Annotated in this window: 9 protein-coding genes; 2 read left to right on the top strand and 7 right to left on the bottom strand. The window is 63.0% G+C overall.

The window, feature by feature from the left end:
- Positions 1-2: 2 nt before the first annotated feature.
- Positions 3-1,004 (bottom strand): HlyD family efflux transporter periplasmic adaptor subunit, encoded by a 1,002-nt coding sequence (locus QNI87_RS14285; RefSeq protein WP_300597734.1) that lies wholly within the window; start codon positions 1,002-1,004, stop codon positions 3-5.
- A gap of 373 nt (positions 1,005-1,377) precedes the next feature.
- On the bottom strand, positions 1,378-1,728 hold the full coding sequence (locus QNI87_RS14280; RefSeq protein ID WP_300597732.1) for a hypothetical protein: 351 nt from the start codon (positions 1,726-1,728) through the stop codon (positions 1,378-1,380).
- A 428-nt stretch (positions 1,729-2,156) separates the two neighbouring features.
- Here QNI87_RS14280 and QNI87_RS14275 point away from each other — a divergent pair, with 428 nt between their 5' ends.
- The gene (locus tag QNI87_RS14275) at positions 2,157-2,783 is read left to right on the top strand and encodes a TetR/AcrR family transcriptional regulator (protein WP_300597730.1); all 627 of its coding nucleotides are present in this window, start codon (positions 2,157-2,159) and stop codon (positions 2,781-2,783) included.
- A 214-nt stretch (positions 2,784-2,997) separates the two neighbouring features.
- Positions 2,998-5,478 carry a zinc-dependent metalloprotease gene (locus tag QNI87_RS14270; protein ID WP_300597728.1) on the top strand — a complete coding sequence of 827 codons (2,481 nt, stop codon included), beginning with the start codon at positions 2,998-3,000 and terminating at the stop codon, positions 5,476-5,478.
- On the opposite strand, the gene QNI87_RS14265 is transcribed toward QNI87_RS14270, so the two are convergent.
- The 5 genes from QNI87_RS14265 to QNI87_RS14245 all read right to left on the bottom strand — a co-directional run bounded on the left by QNI87_RS14265 (position 5,449) and on the right by QNI87_RS14245 (position 16,084).
- Positions 5,449-5,760, bottom strand: a complete 312-nt coding sequence (locus tag QNI87_RS14265) for a hypothetical protein (protein WP_300597726.1) — start codon at positions 5,758-5,760, stop codon at positions 5,449-5,451. The two genes, QNI87_RS14270 and QNI87_RS14265, sit on opposite strands and share 30 nt — an antisense overlap.
- Positions 5,760-10,010 carry a translocation/assembly module TamB domain-containing protein gene (locus QNI87_RS14260; protein ID WP_300597724.1) on the bottom strand — a complete coding sequence of 1,417 codons (4,251 nt, stop codon included), beginning with the start codon at positions 10,008-10,010 and terminating at the stop codon, positions 5,760-5,762. Before QNI87_RS14260 ends, QNI87_RS14265 begins: the two co-directional genes overlap by 1 nt.
- Complete coding sequence (locus QNI87_RS14255) at positions 10,010-12,307, bottom strand: BamA/TamA family outer membrane protein (RefSeq protein WP_300597722.1); 2,298 nt, start codon at positions 12,305-12,307, stop codon at positions 10,010-10,012. The genes QNI87_RS14260 and QNI87_RS14255 overlap by 1 nt, the downstream gene beginning before the upstream one ends.
- A 391-nt stretch (positions 12,308-12,698) precedes the next feature.
- The gene (locus QNI87_RS14250) at positions 12,699-13,571 is read right to left on the bottom strand and encodes a transglutaminase family protein (RefSeq protein WP_300597720.1); all 873 of its coding nucleotides are present in this window, start codon (positions 13,569-13,571) and stop codon (positions 12,699-12,701) included.
- Positions 13,571-16,084, bottom strand: coding sequence for a circularly permuted type 2 ATP-grasp protein (locus QNI87_RS14245; RefSeq protein ID WP_300597718.1), 2,514 nt, complete (start codon positions 16,082-16,084; stop codon positions 13,571-13,573). The genes QNI87_RS14250 and QNI87_RS14245 overlap by 1 nt, the downstream gene beginning before the upstream one ends.
- Positions 16,085-16,093: the final 9 nt, after the last annotated feature.

Below are 16,093 nucleotides of genomic sequence, written 5' to 3'. Positions count from 1 at the left end.
ACTCAATTCTGCTCGGGTTCGGAGCTTGAGGGGACAGTGACTGTCACAGGCTGACCTTGGCGCAGTCTGCCATCGGGGTTTTCCACCTTGATGCGCAGGCGATAGACCAGGTCTGTCCGCAGATCCTCGGTCTCTACGGATTTCGGCGTGAACTCCGCGCGCGGCGAGATAAAGCCTATTGTTCCGCTATACTCGTTGGGATTGCCGTCGGCGCGTATCGTCACACTCATTCCGGGCGCGACTTTCGAAAGGTCGGTCTCGGCCACATAGGCGCGCACTCGAAGAGGGCGGTCGATTGCGATTGTGAAGGCTGTAACGCCGGGTTGCACAAGGCTTCCAGGCTCGATCGCTCGCGTGATCACCGTACCATCCACGGGCGCTGTGAGCTGCGTGTCGCTCAAATTGGTGTTGATCGACGATCGGTCGGCGAGTGCGCTTTCGACCTGAGCTCTTGCCGCTGCGATATCTTCGGCGCGCGCGCCCTCGCGTTGCAGTGAAAGGGCTTGATTGGCCTCCGCGAATTGCGCCTCGCTCTGGCGGAGCTGCGCGACGGTCTGATCCCACACGCCGCGACTGATTGCACCTTCGCCGATCAGGCCCTCACGGCGAGCGTAATCGGCTTGCGCTCTTTCCAGCGTCGCTTGAGCCGAGGCGACACGGGCTTCGGCCTGGCGAATATCCTGTGCACGATTGCCGGTCTCAAGCCGTCGCAGATCGGCACGGGCCTGAGCGACGCGCGCTTCGGCTTGCGCCAACTGATCGCGGCTTTGCGACGGGTCGATGCGCGCAAGGAGATCGCCTTCCCTAACCCTGTCGCCTTCGTCAACCGCAACGCCATCGATCCGCCCGCTGACCTCAAAGGCCATATCGACCTCACGAATATCGACATTGCCATAGAGCTTGAGTTCGGTCTCTTCGCTACTGAACAATCCAAATCCTGAGGTCGCGTAAGCGGCGATCAGAACAGCGACCAGCGCTGCGGCAAGAACAAGCGTGCGTCTCATCGCTTAACCTTCATGTTCGGGTTGGTGGTGTGTCGAAATCGTCATGGGATGTGTCCGCGCAAAGCCTGTCATTGCGCGGGTGTTCGGCTTGGTCAACGTCCGTCACTTTCGGTTGTGTATTGGCGCTGTGGCGATTGTGGGCTGAGCGAGGCGATGGATCGCGTTCTTGGACAGGATGAGGACAGCCAACTGTGCCTGCTGGGACTGAATCGCGCGCCATTGCTGCAGCATAGCCGCATGGGCCTGCACTGCGATCATTTTTACCCGGCCGGTCGCGCAGCTTCTTGCGAGCACTGTCTGGATCAGCTGGCGGCGCGTTATGAGTGGGGCCGGGGCCAACCGCAGCCAGTGCCATCGAAGAGCCGTTCCCGATCTAGGACTTGGCTTCGATATTGAGGCCCAGGGGCTCGATGCGATACTTGCCTTCGCCGCGGCGTTCAAAGCGCACGCAATCGGTTTCGTCTTCCTTTTCCCAGGTGATGCAAAGCTCGTTGCCCTTGATTTCCCAGGTGCCGTCGCGTTTGCGCACTGGGGCTCTGATCTTCGACGTTCCATCGCTCGAATGGAAGATGGTCGCGGTCATGAAAAAACGCTTTCCCTTCAGCTCGACGTCGATGATCTCCTTGCGGATCTCCGCTGCGGTGAGCACCTCGGGTTCGGCAAGGGCGGGCGCAGCGCTTGTGAAAAGCGCGATCGGAAGCGCGAAAGCCAGGGGACGGGGCATGCGAATTTTCCTTCTGGTTGATGGGGGCGTGTTGCAGACGGTGTCAGACCAGCTCTGGATCGGCGATCGAGGCTGAGGGGTGGCCGCGCGGCACAAGCTGGTTTGTCGCTTCATCCCCGCTACACTCGCTGTTGGTGGCCTCGCGCTGCGAGAGGGTACGCTCACGGGGCTCACAGATCGCCGTAGTTCTTAAATCCTGCCTGCGATCGGATTTGGGGTGCACGTGGATGTCCGGAGCGATGTTCAATGGGGGGTGCTCCCGAAGGCTCATATATGAGACGCTTTTGTTACCGGACATCCACGCTGCCAGAATCGCTAACATGACTGGTCAGTCTAATTCAAGATCAATCTTCACCCTGCGGACTTCATCCCTGGCGCCTCGCTCTGCTAGGAAAGGGTGACTCGCGACGCGCGAGTTTGGGGAAGGAATGAATTTGACTATCAACAGGGAACTAACGCCGCGTGCCGAGAAGCGGCGCAAAGAGGTGATAGCGGCTGCGTTGCGAGTGTTTTCGAAGGTCGGCTACGCCAACGCCAAGATCGATGACGTGAGCGAAGAATCCGGTGCGGCCAAGGGCACGGTCTACCTGTATTTCGACGGCAAGGAGGAACTCTTCAAAGCGGTTCTGCGTGAGACCATGTTGCCCGTTCTTGAAGAGGTTGAGGGCATGGTGTTCGAACCCAATGCCTCGGCGGCGGATCGTCTGCGCGCTCAGTTCGAGTTCTTCTATTCGCGCGTCATGAAAGAGGAGCGCAGGCAAGTGATGCGGCTCGTCATAGCCGAGGGACCAAACTTTCCCGAGGTAAAAGAGTTCTACTTCAACACGATATTGCTTCGCGCCCTGACCGCCATTCGCGCCACAATCGATTTTGGCATCGAGCGCGGCGAGTTCCGAAAACCGGAAGGCGAATTCTACACCAAGGCGGTGATGGGATCGGCAATCCTGGCAAGCGTGTGGAAGACTGTGTTCGACGATTTCCTGCCCCTCGATACAGAGGCCTTCGCCCAGACGCATATCGACCTTGTTCTAAACGGCCTGCGCGTTCGAGAGTGAAGGACGCAAGGCAAACCGCCCGCATGGCGAAGTTTTGCGGCAGGCTATCCACACTCTCGAGCCACGCATTGGCAAGGCTCGAGTCCAGGAGGAACGGGACTTGCTAGCCAGCGAGCGCGATCCGGCGTCTCGTTCCGGCTTGCGCTTGGGATGGTCTTGCTCAACCATGTTCGCTGGCGTGATGCTGAATGCGCGCAAGATCGAAAGGAGCGCTATGCCGTCCAACCGCCGTTTGCGTCTCGTGACAGTGTTGATTGCTCTGGCGTTTCCCCTTTGGCCGCTCAGCGCGCAGTCCGGGCTTGAGGAGATCGTGGCTCCCGCCGGTGAGACGGCGTTGATGCCGGTCCGGGTTGATCAGAGCAAGGGGCGCATCCTTCTCACCCTTCCGGCTCCCGCTGAGGACGGTGTCGCGCTGCGGATGCTTTACAGTACGGCGCTTCGCACTGGGCTGGGTTCTGCGCCGCTTACTCTCGACCGGGGGCGAACCGGTAACACCCAATTGCTCGCGTTCAGGCGGATCGGTGGCAAGGTGGCGGTGGAATTCGAGAACCCGCGCTTTCGCGCCAGTCGCGGTGATGCCGCGCAGCGCGCAGCGGTGGCGAGCGATTTCGGCACGTCGATGGTCTGGGTAACCGTTATCGATGAGGCGCTTGAGGACGGTCGGCTCGTTGTAGACATAGCGCCGTTCCTGAAGCGCGATGCCCTTGGAGTTGCCAATTCTCTCAACCAGAGCCGGGCTTCCTTCGGCCTCGACGCCGCCAGCACGATTGCGGGCAAAGGTTTCAAAATCGACGACACGCTCAGCTTTGCCGATCCGGCTTCGGTCAAAGTGTTTCCCGAGAATCTGGAGATCGACGCGATCCAGACCTTCGTTTCCGATCAGCCGGGTGCCGAGGTGGAGAACATTGCGCCTGAGCCCAGGTCGATTACGTTTCGAGTGCATCACAGCTTCATCCGACTGCCCGAACCGGGCTTTGTGCCGCGCCGATTCGATCCCAGGCTCGGCGGCATATCGACGCAGGTGGTGGACTACTCCGCGACCTTGGCTGAGTCGGTCGTCTACGACTTTGCCAATCGCTTCCGGCTCGAAAAGCTCGATCCTGCGGCGGAGCGTTCGCCCGTCAAAAGGCCAATCGTCTTCTACCTCGATCGCAACACGCCCGAGCCGATCCGCTCCGCTGTGCTCGAAGGGGCAGGCTGGTGGGCGGATGCGTTCGACGCGGCGGGATTTATCGACGCCTATCGAGTGGAGATGCTGCCCGAAGGGGCCGATCCGCTCGATGCGCGCTACAACATGATCAATTGGGTTGATCGGGCGACACGCGGCTGGGCCTACGGTCAGCAGATTGTCGATCCGCGCACCGGCGAGATTATCAAAGGTATGGTCGTTCTGGGGTCCCTGCGCGCGCGCCAGGACATCCAGATCTTTCAGGCGTTAGTGGGCGCGGACAAGCTTGGCAGTGGCGGCGCGAACGATCCGGTGGAAGTCGCGCTCGATCGCCTGCGCCAACTGGGCGCGCATGAGGTTGGGCACACGCTTGGCTTCTCGCACAACTTCGCCGCCAGCACGCAAGGGCGCGCCTCGGTGATGGATTATCCCTCGCCGCGCATTGGCCTCGTGAACGGACGGCCCGACCTGTCCGATGCCTATGCCAAGGGGATAGGATCGTGGGATATCGCGACCGTGCGCTGGCTGTACGGCGACGCCGGAGCGCAAGAGACGGCGGAATTGGCTGAGCGCTTCCGCTACGTAAAGGACGACAACGCCCGCGCGCCCGATACGGCTTACGCCTGGGGTGGACTCTGGGACGATGGCGCGGATCCTGTCGCTGAGCTCAACCGATTGATGGATGTTCGCGCCGCCGCGCTATCGCGCTTTGGGCTCGACGCGCTGAGCCCCGGCGAACCCGTGGCAAATCTTCGCCGCCGGTTCGTGCCGCTCTGGCTCCTGCACCGCTATCAGGTGGTCGCGGCCTCCAAGCAGATCGGCGGGCTTGATTTCAAATACGCCATCAAGGGCGGTGGGCGTGAAGCGGCGAAAGCGGTTTCGCCGCCGCGTCAGCGCGCGGCTTTGGAAGCGATACTGGCAACGTTGACGCTCGAGGCCTTGCGGGTGCCGCAAGACCTTCTGCCCCTGCTCTCAGCCGCGCAGAACGGCACCAGCGATCGCCAGTACGATACGGAGATATTCGCTACCGCTGGCGGCCCGGTCTTCGACCCCTTCGTCGCCGCCGACGTTGCCACGCAATTGTCCGTGCAAAGCCTGATCGCCCCGCGCCGGCTCTCGCGGCTCGCTTTGCAGCATCAGGCGGATCCAGAAGCGTTGGGGGTCGAGGAACTGGTGGATGCGTTGGCTGACCGGGTGATGGCGGAGACTGGAACCCCTCTGGCACGGCGCATAGCGTACCGCACGATCGTAACGATGGCTCAAGTGTCGCTTCGACCGGACGCCAGCCCGGAAGTCGCCGCCGTTCTTGACCAGAGGCTTACCGAGATCGGCAACGCGCTCGCGACACGCGGATCGACCGCCCCAGAGCGGGCGTGGGCGCTGAGCCTTTCACGCCGGCTGCTTGATGCTGAGCAGCGCGAACAGATGGCGCGTTCCCTGTCGCGGGTCGTCAGAACTCCGCCTGGCGATCCGATAGGGGAGGAAAACTGGATGGACCTATCCAGCCTCCTGGCGGTCCAGGACTGAGGGGCTCGGTTCGTTCGCTCGATCGCTTGCCGGGCCGCTTTCCGGGGCGTTTTCCGGGCCGCTAGCTGAGCCGTCTGCCGGGCCGTCTGCTGGGCCTCTTGCTGGGCCACTGTCGGCTCCAGCCTTCTCCAGGTCAGCTTCGAGACGCTCGGACATCGCATCCAAGCGCTCGCTGGTGCGGTCGAATTTGGTGTCGAAATCCTCATCAGCGCCGTCGCCGTAGCGCGCGTAAAGGACAAGGGCGAGCACAATAAGAGTTCCCAGGATCAAGGCGGTCCGCATCAGTAATCCTTGCGATATCGCACGCTGACATTGGTCCCGCCCTGACCGCCCGCCTGGCTCAGAACGGACAAGGCGGGCGTCAGGCTGAGCTCAAGCTGGGTTGCCGTAAACCCGCGCGCGTCCGTGATGACTTCGACATAGATGTCATCGGCAATGTACTGGCCCGCCGCCAGCGCAGTCTCTCGGCCAGCCTGTTCGTCCGAACCAAGAAGCCGTAACCGATCGATCCCTGTCGCCGAGCGCAAAGAACCCAGCGGGTTGAGGCCTCCCCCCGATCCGCTCAAGGCGTTGAGCGACTGCGCCAGCTGGACCGCCTCGAGCGCGGACAGATTGGCTACCGAGCTGCCGAAGAGGATGCGCGAGAGTATCTCTTCCTGGGGCAAAGCCGGCGAGCTTGAAAAGTTGAAATCGGGTGAATAGGCGCGGCCCGAGACATTGACGGTCACCGCGACATCCTCGATGGTCTCGGTTGCCGAAAGGTCGACATTGGGCTCCAGAGTGCTGTCGTCCGTGAAGCGGATATTGCCCGTTTCAAGATCGAAGGTGCGTCCAGCAAAATCGAGAGTGCCGCGTGCCAGTTCTATCTCTCCCGTGAGCCTTGGATCCGCGCTCGTCCCGGTCAAGCGCAGATCCGCGCTCCATTCGCTCTGGAGCCCCACACCGCTCACAAACAAGCGATCCGACGCGACGATCCTGAGATCAAGTCGGACATCGCGAAGGCCCGGTTCGCGAGTTTGGCGTGTTTCAGCCCGGGCGACCGAAGCCTCTGCGATCTGTGTGTCGAACCGAACTCCGCTGAGTTGAGGCACTTCCTCGGCGGCTGCGTATTTCAGGACATAGCGTGTTTCGGGCAGTTTCAGCGTCCCCGATACGAGCGCCCTCTCGCCAGGGCGTTTGACCAGGGAGACTTCCCCTGTGGCGGCCGCGTCAAAACTGTCTCTGCTGGCGAGCTGGGCCCGGTCGAAAGTGACGGTCACGTCCATCGGAAAGCCAGCCTCAGCGGCCAGGCTGGCCGTGCCCGCAGCCGAGAGCGTTCCCTTGCCGGCCGCCGCCTCGAAGGTCTCGAGCACAAACTCATCGCCGGTAAAGCGCGCGGCAAGTTCGATATCGGTCAGTTGCGTGCCGTAGCGGGTGTTTTCGTAACTCATGCGGTTTGCGCGAACAATTCCCGTCAGTTCCGGTTGCAAGAGACGCCCGGAGAAATCGGCAGCCACGCCAATCGCGCCGGTCAGCCGATGATTGGCAAGCCCGGCCAGAGAAAAGACGGTCTCCGCCGGTCCAGTGTAGCGCAGGCCCCCGCCCAACGGAGCCTCGGCTAGCCGCTCAAGCCAACTGTCGCCTTGCGCCAGAGGGGGCGCCAGGCTCGCGTTGAGACGCCCGATGACCGTCCCTTGCTGCCGGACGACCGCGCGCGCAGCGCCGCCTTGCTCGCGCACTTGCGCAACAAAGTTGACATCGACGGGCTGGCTGACTGTCAGCGCGGTCGAACGGGAGAAGCCATCAATCCTCAGGCGCGCGTTTGCGGTGGGGAAAGCGGTCTCATTTGCTTGAGCAAAGTCGAGGCTCCCCGTCGCACGCCCCGATACGCCAAGGCCTGGAACGAACCGATTGACGATCGCAAGTTCGAGTTCTTCCAGCTCGCTCTTGAGCTCAACGCTGGACCCGTAGCGTCCGGAGAGCTGCACGCGGCCTTGGTCGAATTCGATCGTCGTCGGCAGCAGCTTGTAGTCGTCCTTCCCCGGGACGATCCGCGCCGGGGTAGCGGTCGCAAACTCGACGCCGCGCGCCTTTCCCGCAATCGCCGCGCGCCACAAATCGGGCGCCAGCTCGACATTCGCCGCGATCCGGTAAGGCAAGCGGCCCGCTCCCACCGCCACCATTTTGGCCGACCCAGCGCCGTCCTCAAGGTTCACCTGCGCGCGGAACTTGTCGACCGATGCGCTGAAGACTTGCGCCCCGGCCAGTTGTACGTCGCCTGACACCCTGACCCGCTGCGAAAAAGTCACGTTGGCGTCAATGAGGCCGCGCCGCACTCGCAAACCGGCGGCCCCGGGCAGAGCAAGGTCCCGAGCGCGCAGGTTCACGCGGGCAAGCTGCGCTTTCGCTGCGCTTGAAAGCCGGACGAACCCGGAGAACCCTTTCCCCGTCGCGGCGAGGTCACCGGCGAACAGCCCAGCCTTGTCCTGCCGCAAGCGACCGGTCAGGCCGATCCCGCCCACTTCGCTGCGATCGATATCGAGAACGAGCGTCTCGCCGGAAAAATCCGCAGTCATCAGCGTGGCAACCGGGCCGTAATCGCTATCCGCATTCGCATCGATCCGATACCGTCCTCCATTGCCTTCCACGCGGGCCACGACTTTGGCCAGGCCGACGCCGAGGTCCGGGTTTGGCGCCTCGATCACGGCGACGGGTCTATCGAGCGTACCAGTGACCTGCAGGCCCAACGGACCGTACTCCGATGAAGCGCCTGACGCCGTCACCGCAATCGCGCCGCTCGCGCTGTAGCGGCCCTCTCCCTCATCGACGCTGAGCTTGGGCGCCTCCAATCGCAGATCGAAGAAGCGCGCGGTTCCATCCCGGTCATAAGCGATCTTGGACGAGGCCAGCGCTTCGCCCCCTAGAAGCGCATCCACACCCGCGTTCGTCACTTGCGTCGATCGCGCCTGCAGCGTTCCTTCGAGCGCCAGACCGTCGTTGAAGCTCCCCTCGATCGCGGCTTCACTGGCGGCGTCGAACAGGCCAACGCTCTCGACGCGGTAATCGCCGATGCGCCCGTCGATAGAACCGCCATAACGCCCTTTCGCCGCATCGGCGACAAAGGTGAGGCCAGCGTCGAGCCGCGGGGAGCGCAATCGAAGATTGTCCGACACCAGTCGCGGCCATGCGATCAGAATATCGCCGGTGAGCGCCACGTTCGTGACCGGACCGCCCGTCGCCTGATCAAGGCCCACCACCCGCTCGGCCTGAGCGGAAACAGGAAGCGTCATGTCCGTTGGATCGAGCCTCGTCGCGCCCTTGATCGCAAAACCATCCAGCCCAATTGCGTTGGTCATGATCCGCGCGGCGCTGACATCGAAGGCGATGTCGGGCCGGGAAATGTCGCCATCCAGCCTGGCGCGCGCTTCCAGATCCGCTCCCTCTAGACTTGAGCCGAGAACCGAGATGTCGGGCAGGGAAAGTTCGGCGACCACGCCGCTCACCTTGCCCTGCGCCAACGCGACGTCTCCTGCCGCATCGAGCGCAAATTGCGGTGATGAGAGCTGCGCGTCTATCCTGGTCGGGCCATCGCTCACTGCGGCCTTGATCGTGAAGGAAGTGGAGCCAGCCAGAGCTTTGGCGAGCGCTTCGGGTGCGAGGGCCGCCGCATTCGCATCACCACTGAAAGCGAAAGTCCCGTCGCGGGCGGTCAATTGCGCTGCGATGATCGTGCGCTGCGAAAGCTCGGCTTCGAGGCGACCGTCCCACTGCGCCCAGTCGCCCTCTCCCTGGAGCCGTGCGGTAAGCCGATCTGGAAGGTTGGCGATGGCGGCTATGACGCCGTCAGCGGGCGCGTCGATTTCAAGATCAAGGCCGAGGCGGTTGGCGTCGGGCACGGCATCCATGACCAAACGAACAACATCGCCCGATGGCGCCTCGTCGCCGCTTGCGACACTGGTCGCGTCCAGAGCAACCTGCGCGCGCCGATCAGCGATATGGACCTCGCTGAAGACGCTGGCATGGCGAGCGCTACCGGCAATCGAAGGGCCGATTTCAAGCCGTTCGATGGCAATTTCATCGAGGTCGATATCCAGATCGGGGAGAAGCGGCGCATCGCTTGGTCCGGTGTCGCGCAGCTCTGGGAAGCGCTCCCACATCGCTACTGGCGCTCTCACTGCATCGACGTCGATCCGGCCCCAAAGGTAGGCGAACGGATGCCACGAGACGCGCACTTCGGGCGCGCTGGCGAAGACCCCCTGCGGATCGGAAAGCGTCAGATCGCGGATTGTCATATCGCCGAAGAGCGAGCCATCTATGGCGCCGATGCCGATCCCCAGTCCGTTCTCGAATTCAAGCGCTTCGATCTGGCGTTTGACAAAGTCGCGGCCCGGACTTGTGTTGAGAGCGAGAAACGCAAGACAAGCAAGCGCCAGCGCGAAGCCAAGAGCACCGATTGCACCTGTAACCACGCGCCGCTTCCAGGAGATCCCGGCGCTGGCGCGCGATCCCTCGTCCGTGTTGTCCAGACCATCGAGAGTATCGTCGGCATCCATCAGAAGGCCTGCCCGATCGAGACGTAGACGTTGATAAGGCTTTCCCCGGGACGGCGATCGATAGGCGTCGCGACGTCAACGCGCACCGGCCCGAAACTTGTGTAGACCAAGCCGCCCAGACCGGCCCCGAAGCGGATGTCGGAAAACTGCGGTGCCGTGTCGCCATAAACCTGTCCGGCGTCGACAAACGCGGCGATTCCATAGTCCCCAAACCGGTAGCGCGCTTCAGCGGCCGCTTCGATCACGCTGCGGCCGCCAATAGGCGTCAGGATAAAAGGATTGTCGGTTTCGTCCGGATCGTCGGGATCGAAGTTGGGGTTCGGGGTCTCAACCCTGGGCCCCAGTTTCTGAAAACCAAATCCGCGCACCGAGCCCCCGCCGCCCGCGTATAGTCGGCGTGAAGGCGCGATATCGACGCGATCAGCCCCCTGGATGGTGCCGATCCGAGCGCGCCCGGCGATAACCAAGCCGTCGCTCGCCGGATAATAGGCCGACGCATCGAATATCGCCCTTACATACGGAGTGAACCCGCCATCGATCGATCCTTCGGGTTGGACCAACGCTTCAAGGCGAAATCCACGCGTGGGATTGAGCAAAGTATCGGTCGTGTCAAAGCCCACCTGTCCATTCAGCGCGGCGATCGCGTAGGTCTGGTCGACGAACTCGCCCGCTTCGACATCGAAAGCGTCCTCTACGCTTGCCAACACCTCCGCCCCGAATGCGTAGGTCACCCGTTTTTGCCATATCGGTGTCGAAACATAGGAGTACTGCGCGCCAATTCGCCCGGTGATCGCTTCGAACGCGTCGAAATCCGATCGAAGGCCCGATACGCCGAATTCGAACGTCCGGTCGCGCCGCCCGGCATTGGAGCGCCGGTAGACCACGCTCCCGCCCTGTTCGCGGGTGCCCGCCAGGACTGAAGCGGTAAGAGCGCCTTGCGTGGGGAAGAGATTGCGGTGGGTCCAACTTCCCTCCACCCGGGCGCCCTGACCGGTCCCGTAACCGGCTGTGGCAGCTATGGTCCGGGGCGGGCCTTTGGTCTGATCGACCAGGATTGTTACATACTGAATCCCGTCGCCAGCTTCCTCGCCGGTCGGCTTGGCCTCAACGCTGAACGAACTGAGCAAGGCGGTGGCGGCCAAGGCTCGGCGCAGGTCGTCAAGATAGCTCTCATCAAAAAGGTCGCCGCGCTCGAATCGGGCGATGATGCCGAGTTTCTCTTCTTCGAACACGGCGTCACCCTCGACCGCGAAACTTCCGAACCGGGCACGCGGTCCCGTCGTCACGGGAAGCCGATAAGATCCGGTGCCGCTTTCGGCGTTGAGGATAATTTCGCGCTGACCGATCTTGGCAAAGGGATAGCCGTTTTCCGGCAAGACCGTCGCAATCACCGCTTCATTGGCGAGAACGCGTCTTGCGACAATTGGATCGCCCACGTCCAGTGTGACCGCGTTGGCGATCAGGTCGGGGGGTATCGTCGCGTCGGCATCGATGGCGATTGAGGCGAAGGTAAACCGGGGTCCAACGGACACCTCGATGAAAGCGATCGCCTTGCGTTCATTGGCTTCGCCTTCTCCTTCGATACGGCCCGTAACCTCGGTTTGATACCAACCTTCGGCCCGCAGGAGGCGCAGCAGGAGTTCTTGGTCGTCCTCCAAACGCGCGTTGAGCATCGCGATGTTGGCGGCTTTTCCATCACCTTTTGCGAGCGCCGACTGTCCGCGAAAGCGATCCCGCAGGTCGACCGAGGTAATGGCGTCCACCTCTTCGATCCCAGTGAGGCGCCATTCATATTTGAGCTCCCCGCGCTGCGCTTCGGGTTCTTCGGATTGCGCTGCGAACTCGAGCGCATCGAGCATCGCCTCATCAAACGGTGGCAGGGGTTTGCCAAACTCCGGGTCGTCGAAAGATGCGCTTTGCCCGTCTGCCCCGTCTTGGCCGCCCGCCAGCTCTGGAAGAAGCGGGCCAGGCTTGTCGGTTGGGGCATCAGGCGCGCCCGGTGTTTCGCTCGCGAAGCGCTGCTCGAAGTCTTCGAGCGTTTCGAGTTCGCGGTCCATTTCGGGGTCCTCCGGCGCGAGGTCCGGGATCATACGCTCAAACTCTTCGTCGCTTAAGACCGCCTCTGTGTCGGTGGCCAAAGCCTCCTCTTCCGCTTGCGAAGGAGCTTCTTGTGATGTCTCGGTCGGCTGCGCTGGGTCGTTGGTCTCCTGCGCAATGGCGGGGGAGGACACGCTCACCAGTATTGCGAGCGCGGTCGCGAGCCGTTTGGCCGGCAAGAAAAGGTGATCAGGAAGCATAAACCGGTGCAGTCAGGTCGAGCAGACAGCGCGCTCGTCTCGCGTGTCCCCAAGAACAGGTGTCCGCGACAGCCTTGTTTTGTCGTCTGGTCAAGCTCGCTGCGGCAAAAAGAGCGGTCATACCGCGCGAATGGCCTGTCACGCGGTGTGTTCCCTGTTCGCTGTGACTAAGGCGCTACACGGTGATAGGCCCGTGGTCCATAGGCGCGAGAGCGATGCGAATGGTCTTACCCTTTGGCGCGCGCTGTGCCCGACAAAGGGGGATGTATGGTCAAGCGAGTCGCGCTCAGACAAGCCAAGGCCAATCACCGCAAGGTTGGCCCGGTCCAAAGCTTGGATGGGATCGGGGGTTTCCCGGGTCCGAGATTACCATCGCCGAGCGAGGCGAACCTTAAGCGATACGCTCGACGTCGACCGCGCTTTTCATCGTCTGCGGCGCTCCGCCGATGAAAGTGCCGTCAATCGGCGAGATGTCCGCGTAGTCCCGGCCCATCGCAATCGCGATATGGTCTTCACCGACCAGGCGGTTATTGGTCGGGTCGAACCCGACCCAGCCAAGGTCACGCCCGCACCACACATCGACCCAGGCGTGCATCGCGTCCGCGCCCACCAGCTTCGCCTTGCCCGGTGGCGGGCGCGTTAGCAGATAGCCGCTCACATAGGCCGCGGGCACGCCATGCGCGCGCAGCGCCATTATCATCACATGAGTAAAGTCCTGACACACGCCGTGCCGGGCCTTGAAAGCCAATTCGGGTGGAGTGCTGCTGCTGGTTTTGCCCGGAGAATAAGTGAACTCTGTGTAGAGCGCGTTCATCAACGAAGTGGCCGCCGCGATGATCTCGGTCTCGCAGGCCAGATACGGCGCGGCCCACGCCGTGATGGCCGGATCCATTGTGGCGATGCGCGAGGCGAACAGATAGGGCACGGGCGCGAGATCGGAAAGATCGGCTGCGGCCAAGACTTGGGCCCGGAGCTGAGCCAGGGACGATCCGGATTGAGGCAAGGGAGAAGGCGCCAGCTCGATCGTGAATTCGCTCGTCACTTCCAGCGTCTTCAAGGGCGCTTCGAAGCGCACCTGCGTGGTGGTCACCCAGTAGGGACCACGCTGAATTTCGCGCGTCGCGGGCGCAGGCGTCAGGCGCAGGCTCTCGCTTTCGAGCGTCTGTCCGCGCCGCAGACGCGGGCTAAGCCGCAGATTGAACCGGGCTCGGGAAACCGGCGAGGCGTAGGCAAGCTCGCTCACATGGCGCACCGCATAACGCATCAGAACAGCCGCCTTGTGCGCGTTTGATCCGTATCGTCAGCTTGCAGGAAATAGCGCTCGCTGATCGCCTCGGAAAGATTGGCAAGATCCTCGCGCAGGCCCTGGATTGTCATCGGCCCGATCTCGGCGGCCTCCAGCCCATCGATCCGGGCGCGCATCTGGCGTGCGGCGCGCAGTGGCCTTTCCGGCATCCCGTCCGTGCGCAAGGTGGGGATCGCAGCGAGCCGGCGCTCGATCTTGGCCGCCTGAAAGGCAAGGCCACGCGGCTGCGCGGGCTCAAGGAGTGCCATATCGTACACGCGCGCGATATAGGGCATGCTGAGATAGCGGCTGCGATAGAGCGACTGGCAATCGATCAAATCGAGCAGGGCGCTCAAATCGTCGGCGCTGGCGCTTCCCGGGATGACCGCCTGCGCGGCCTGCAGGATAATCGAAGCGCGCTCGATGCTCATGCCCAGATTGAGGAATTGCCATTCCGGCCCCCGGCTCATCCCGTCCGACAGCAGCCAGGACAAGGTCGCGTGCCGTTCGACCAGTCGGTCGCAGGCGAGCGCGATCGATTCAATGTCTCCCGCAACGAAGTCGGGCATAGCGCGCTGCACCGCGCGCCAGCTGTCGCGGCTCAGCCGGTCGCGCAAGATCTGGGCGATGCGCTGTTCTCGCTCAATGAGCTTCAGGACAGATCCGGTCAGACGCGCAGAGCCCAAGGCATCGGCGCATACATCGATGAACGATATCTTGCCGTCCAACGCTCTGCTCGCGCCGAGATTGGCGAGAAGCTTGCTCAGCCGCGTTGCCGTGGTCGATTCCACGCCCGCGTCCCCCGACAGCGCGATCTGATCGACCAGCACCCGCACAATTCGCGCGGTTTGGTGCGCGCGCTCACCGTAGCGACCGAGCCAGAACAGATTGTCCGCCGCTTGCGAGGGGAGGAGACCCTGTTCGCGGCGGATTTCATGCTTGCGCGGTGTCAGCACCGTTTCGGGCGGAGCGGGGCGCTTGGCATCGATGATGCAGACATCGGTGGAGATGTCCCCAAGACCCATCAGGCTGGTGCGCAGGTCTCCACGTTCGAGCACGCGCCCGAAGCCGCCCTGTAGCACGACCCATTTCCCGTCCTCTTCGCGCGTGAGATAAGCGCGCAGGGTAAATCCGCGCGCCTCAAAGTGCCCGCCGGTGAGCGCGGGCGTGGTTGAAAGTTCTACCACCTCCTGCGCGGTGTAATCCATCGGTCGCAAGGTTAGACCGCGTTCAAGCGCGTCGCGTTCTTCCGGTGAAAAGCTGGCACCGGGCCGTGTGTGTCCATCTTCAAGGCCGACAACTCCGCGCCGAAACGCGGAACTGATCACAAGATCATTGAGATTGGCGAGCACGAAGGCGCGCTCGGTCTCGCCCCCGCACCACCAGGTTGCCGCATTGGGCAGAGCCAGCGGTTCGTCCATCAGAACGCGCGAAAGCTTGGGCAGAAAAGCGGGCATGGCGCGGCTCTCGACCACGCCAACCCCCGGCCAGTTGGTGAGCACCAGACCGTTTCTGGCCGCCGCCAGTAGGTTGGGCACGCCAATCTGCGAGCGCGCGTCAAAGTTCATCGGGTCAAGATCGCGCGTGGTGATCCAGCGCCACAGCGCGTCGATACGTTTCAGCCCGGCAATGGTCCGCGCGAACAGCCTCCCCTCGCGCACGGTCAGGTCGCGGCCCTCGACCAGCGAAAAGCCCAGCTGCCTCGCGAGGATGGCCTGTTCGGGATAGGATTGGTTGAAGCGACCGGGGGTGAGCAAGGCCACGCGCGGATCGTCACGCTGACAGCTTGCGCCAATCCCGCGCCGGAGCGCGTCGAAGAAGCCGCTGTGCGAGCGTGTTCCGATGGAGGCAAGCAGACCGCCGGTCGCGCGCGCCAGAGCTTGGCGATTCTGGATCGCGTAGCCGATCCCAATCGGGAAGCGCACCCGGTCGGCGAGCACGCGCCATTCCCCGCTGGGGCCGCGCGCTAGATCGACCGCGTAGGTGTGCAGGAACGGCCCGCCATCGCCACGCGCTCCGACCATGCGGCGGGCGAAATCCGCGCTACCCGAAACGACGGCGGCGGGCAGGTGGCCATCGTTGATCAGCGATTGCTGCGTGTACAGATCGGCGATGACCTTTTCGAGCAGATCGGCGCGCTGGATGAGCCCCGTTGTCACCGTTTCCCACTCGTCCGCAGCGATCAGGATCGGCATCGGTCCCAATGGCCAGGGGCGCTCGTGCTCGTCGCCCCGGATGCGGAAAGCCAGGCCCAGATCCTCGACGTGGCGGTCCAGATAGTCCTGCAAGACGTCGATCTGCCCGTTGCACTGCCTGGCAAAGCCGCGCGCGAGATCGTGCCAGGCCTTGCGAATATCGCCCGCAGACTGGCTGTAGAAATCCGCCGTTGGCGCTTGCGGTCGGTAATAGGCGAGCGGATCGGTTTCCGGGTCGGGCCCGAACAGGTCCGTGTCGGTGCTTGAGGGGAGGGGTGACGGGCCCTGATCGATCATGGGGCGCGG

This window comes from Erythrobacter sp. (genome assembly GCF_030066995.1).
GTDB lineage: Bacteria > Pseudomonadota > Alphaproteobacteria > Sphingomonadales > Sphingomonadaceae > Erythrobacter.
This window is presented reverse-complemented; position numbering and strand designations above follow the sequence as displayed.

Coding starts and splice junctions, on each gene's coding strand:
- QNI87_RS14285 (WP_300597734.1), bottom strand. CDS start 1,004: ATGAGACGCACGCTTGTTCTTGCCGCAGCGCTGGTCGCTGTTCTGATC.
- QNI87_RS14280 (WP_300597732.1), bottom strand. CDS start 1,728: ATGCCCCGTCCCCTGGCTTTCGCGCTTCCGATCGCGCTTTTCACAAGC.
- QNI87_RS14275 (WP_300597730.1), top strand. CDS start 2,157: ATGAATTTGACTATCAACAGGGAACTAACGCCGCGTGCCGAGAAGCGG.
- QNI87_RS14270 (WP_300597728.1), top strand. CDS start 2,998: ATGCCGTCCAACCGCCGTTTGCGTCTCGTGACAGTGTTGATTGCTCTG.
- QNI87_RS14265 (WP_300597726.1), bottom strand. CDS start 5,760: ATGCGGACCGCCTTGATCCTGGGAACTCTTATTGTGCTCGCCCTTGTC.
- QNI87_RS14260 (WP_300597724.1), bottom strand. CDS start 10,010: ATGGATGCCGACGATACTCTCGATGGTCTGGACAACACGGACGAGGGA.
- QNI87_RS14255 (WP_300597722.1), bottom strand. CDS start 12,307: ATGCTTCCTGATCACCTTTTCTTGCCGGCCAAACGGCTCGCGACCGCG.
- QNI87_RS14250 (WP_300597720.1), bottom strand. CDS start 13,571: ATGCGTTATGCGGTGCGCCATGTGAGCGAGCTTGCCTACGCCTCGCCG.
- QNI87_RS14245 (WP_300597718.1), bottom strand. CDS start 16,084: ATGATCGATCAGGGCCCGTCACCCCTCCCCTCAAGCACCGACACGGAC.